3 protein-coding genes are annotated in these 4072 nt (G+C 71.2%); all 3 read left to right on the top strand.

Translation table 11 applies throughout. The annotated features are described in order from the left end of the window. The first annotated feature begins 481 nt into the window (after positions 1–481). The 3 genes from AC08OP_RS22020 to AC08OP_RS22010 all read left to right on the top strand — a co-directional run bounded on the left by AC08OP_RS22020 (position 482) and on the right by AC08OP_RS22010 (position 3177). On the top strand, positions 482–1255 hold the full coding sequence (locus AC08OP_RS22020) for an enoyl-CoA hydratase-related protein (RefSeq protein WP_476615922.1): 774 nt from the start codon (positions 482–484) through the stop codon (positions 1253–1255). A gap of 144 nt (positions 1256–1399) precedes the next feature. Continuing rightward, positions 1400–1702 carry a DUF6343 family protein gene (locus AC08OP_RS22015; protein ID WP_476615921.1) on the top strand — a complete coding sequence of 101 codons (303 nt, stop codon included), beginning with the start codon at positions 1400–1402 and terminating at the stop codon, positions 1700–1702. A 173-nt stretch (positions 1703–1875) separates the two neighbouring features. Further along, on the top strand, positions 1876–3177 hold the full coding sequence (locus AC08OP_RS22010; protein ID WP_476615920.1) for a DUF445 domain-containing protein: 1302 nt from the start codon (positions 1876–1878) through the stop codon (positions 3175–3177). Positions 3178–4072: the final 895 nt, after the last annotated feature.

Genomic DNA, 4072 nt, shown 5'->3' with positions numbered 1-4072 from the left:
TCCCGCCTCTTGCCAGACCATGGAGAGTGGTCCCATTACGGACATTGCAGACGTTGTAGACATTGCAGACACCCGGGGGCGGGAATTGGGGCACCCGGCCCCACCGGTTCACCCCCCGTCGGCGATTGCCGATCAGGTGTTGGCGATTGCCGATCGGGCCCTACCCGGTCCGCCAGAGCTTCAATCACTCCACAGCCACTCCACGACGAACCTCCCCATCAACTCCCGTCCAATGAGCTGCTGCTGAACCGCTGTGTTAATCGCCGAGCGAGGCCCGGCTGGCGGAAGCGGCGGAGGTCACGGAAGCGGCGGAGGTGACACAACTGCTTTCACCCGAGGCCAGCCGGTGGCACTGTGCCCCTGGGCACGGCCGACGCCCCTGGGCACGACCGGGTCAGGAGCACGGCCGACGCCCCTGGGCACGGCCGGGTCAGGAGCACGGCCGGGTCAAGGAACCCGACGGACCGGTGAGGAGACACGGATGAGCAGCCAGATCGAGAGCGAACCCGGCCAGGGCACGCTGACGGTACGGATCAACCGCCCGGAGAAACGCAACGCCCTCACCCAGGCGATGTACGTCGCCCTCACGGAGGCGTTCGACAAGGCCGAGACCGACCCGGAGATCCGGGTTATCCGGTTGACCGGCAGCGGTGGATCCTTCACCGCCGGCAACGATCTGGTCGACTTTCTGGCCACCGACGCCCTCCGGGCGGAGGGTCCGACGCTGACCTTCATCCGGACGCTGGCCCGCAGCACGAAACTTCTCGTCGCCGAGGTCGACGGGCCCGCGATGGGCATCGGGACCACGCTGCTGCTGCACTGCGACCTCGTCTATGCGACCGAGCGCAGCACTCTCGGGATGCCGTTCGTCAACCTGGGGGTGATCCCCGAGTTCGGGTCAACCCTCCTGCTACCCCGCCGGGTCGGGCCAGCCATCGCTGCCCGCATCGTCTACTTCGGCGAGTCCCTCGGAGCGGCCGAGGCCGCCCGACTGGGGGTGGTGACCGAGGTGCTTCCCGACGCCGAAGCGCTACGCGCCCGGGTCGACGACCGGGTGGCGGCACTGCTGGCCCAGCCGCCGCAGGCGCTCGCGGCAGCTCGCGCCCTGCTGCACGACGGCGGGACACCGGAGGTGCTGGCGCGCATCGACGCCGAAAGCGCGATCTTCACCGAGCGCCTCGTCAGCGACGAGGCGAGATCCGCGATGACCGCCAGGCTGCCGGGCCGCCACGGCACGTCGGCAGCCGAGGGCTGACCGGCCACCCGTGAGCTGACCGACCACCGAGGGCTGACCGACGTCGGTGCCGGCCCGCTCCATGCCGTCCGTGCGGCCCGGGAGGACCAGCCCCGCAACGGCGACGAGGGCGACCGGTTCGCCCCGTCCGGGCGGGGCATACCGGTGCCTGTGACCCATTCCCTGCCGCACCAACGCGACCGGGGTAGTGCCCTCGGGCACCGGCCTTGGTGGCGCCGCGCCTTCTCCTCCGGCTCCTCCGATCCGGGAAGGTTCCCCCCGGCTCGCAGCGCATTCGGGCTACGCCGCGTCCTCGCCGCGTTCGGCCTGGTGTTCTGCGGGGTCTTCGCCGGTTTCTTCGCCGTCCGGGGGCAGACAGCCGGCGCCGCGGTCCTCGCCTTCCTCGCCCTCGTCGCCATCGTCGATCTGGTCGTCATCCAGCGACGGATCCGGCGCCAGACCGAATGATCCCCACGCCGGTCCGGATGGGCGGTGCTCCCGCATAAGGTGGCCGAGGATCGTCGCGTCCGACACCGCCAGGCTCGCCCGCCAGCCTGGTCGGTCCGCGCCGATCCGGCTGGCGGAACGAGCAGGAGGATCTCAGTGGGCGGCGGGACGGGCGGCCGACCGAACGGGCGGCGATGAACGATCCGGAGGGCGTCTCCGGGCCGGTGTCGGCTGGCTTCGCGCGCGGCACGACCGACGAGGCGGGCCTGCGCCGCGGGCTTCGCCGGATGCGGCTCATCGCCGGCAGCCTGCTTGCCGCGGTGGTGACGATCTACCTCCTCGCCGCCCGCTGGCAGGCCCGCGGTGGCCCGGAGTGGATCGGGTACGTGGCCGCGGCCGCCGAGGCGGGCGCGGTCGGCGCACTGGCCGACTGGTTCGCGGTGACCGCGCTGTTCCGCCACCCACTCGGCCTCCCGATCCCGCACACGGCGATCATTCCTCGGCGTAAGGACGCGCTTGGTCGGAGCCTGGAGAGCTTCGTCGGCACCCACTTCCTCGCCGAGGAGGCGATCCGGGAGAAGATCGACGGCATCGGAGTGTCCGCCCGGGTCGGTGCCTGGCTGCGCCAGCCGTCGCACGCCGAACGGGTCACGACCGAGGCTGCGGAGCGGCTCACCGCGATGATCTCCGGGATGAACGACGATCTGGTCCGCGAACTCGTCGAGAAGGCGGTGCTGCCCCGCATCGTCGAACGGCCCTGGGCCGGGGCCCTCGGAATGGCGCTGGAACGGGTGGTCGAGGACCGGCTGCACCATCGACTGGTCGACGTGATCGTCACCGAGGCCGAGACGTGGTTGAAGCAGAACCCGGAGGTCTTCACCCGCACCGTGCAGGACCGGGCACCAAGCTGGTCGCCGAAGTGGCTGGACGAGGCGGTCGCGGCCAAGGCGTACAGCGAGGCGCTGCGCTTCACCGAGGCGCTGCGCACCGACCCCGAGCACCGGGCACGCCGCGCCCTGGACACGTTCCTGCGCGGCTTCGCCGGCCGGCTGCGCACCGACGAGGCGCTGGGACGGCAGGTCGAGCAAATCAAGTACCGGCTCCTGGCCCATCCCGAGGTCGACCGGGTGATCTCCGCCATGTGGGCCACGGCGAAAAGCATCCTGCTCGATCTCGCCTCCGATCCGGGCAGCACGGCCCGGGTCCGCGCGACCGACGAACTCGCGGCCTTCGGCGCCCAGCTCGCCACCGATCCGGAGCTGGCGCGCACCGTCGACCACACCGTGGCGAACGCGGCCACCCGCGTGGTGTGCCGGTACAAGGACGACATCGCCGCGATCATCGGAGATACTGTCGGCCGCTGGCAGCCCGACGAGACCTCCCGGCGCATCGAGCTGCACGTCGGTCGCGACCTGCAGTTCATCCGGATCAACGGCACCGTCGTCGGTGCCCTCGTGGGACTGGTCATCCACCTGGTCACCGAACTCGCCTTCTGACGCAACGGGTGGAGTTGAGGAAGCGTGCGGGGCAACGAGGACGATCGCCGTGGCGACGAACGTGGGAGCCGGCCCGGCCCGGATGACCGATAGCCCGTCCGGGGACTGCCATGGCCGACGCCACCCGGTCGGCCCAGCCTGCTGGTCGCCGGACTGGTCATGCTGGTCTGGTTCGGGCTGATCACCCGGATCGGCCACTACGACGTCGACGTCTTCCTGCGGGCCGGCGCGGCCGGGCAGCACGGGCTCGATCCCTATCCCGCCCCCGGCGCGGGGGGCGGTGTACTCCGGCTTTCCGTTCGTCTACCCCTAACCTCACGGCGATGCCGTTCGCCCCGCTGCTGCTCTGACTGCTGCTCGCCCGCCGGTTGCGGGCCTAGACGGCGGCCCTCCCCGATCGGGCCGGACCCCGCCGTGGGATCGGACACTCCGGTGGGACCACCCACTTCCGTGGGGCCGGGCACGTCACCGCCGCGACCGGGGGCTGCGGACCGCGGCCGGCGACCCGCTCGCCCGAAGGAGTAACCCGGGACGAACCGGCGGGTGAGCCCGAGACGTACAGCCGCAGGATCGGCGTCTCTCACACTCCGCGTGGCGGGACGGCGATGTACCTTGAACAGAACGACGGCTTGCAAGGCCGTCCGCGCCCGGCCGAACGGTCGGGTGTGCGAGGTCGGTGCGAGCGCCCTAGCGGGGATGACCCGCCGGTGGGTCCGGTCGCGAAACCCGGCCGTACCCCCGGCCTCCGGACGATACGCGGACTGGTGTGGAACACCTCATCCAGTCCGGGTGGACCCATGGCGGCCCTGACCTGATCGGCGGATCCTCTGTCTCAGTACGGAAACTCCCAGTCTCACCCGGCCCAGCAGTCCCACCCGGCCCAGCAGTCCCACGC

This window comes from Frankia sp. CeRuru1 (assembly GCF_977966315.1).
This window is presented reverse-complemented; position numbering and strand designations above follow the sequence as displayed.

Coding starts and splice junctions, on each gene's coding strand:
- AC08OP_RS22020 (WP_476615922.1), top strand. CDS start 482: ATGAGCAGCCAGATCGAGAGCGAACCCGGCCAGGGCACGCTGACGGTA.
- AC08OP_RS22010 (WP_476615920.1), top strand. CDS start 1,876: ATGAACGATCCGGAGGGCGTCTCCGGGCCGGTGTCGGCTGGCTTCGCG.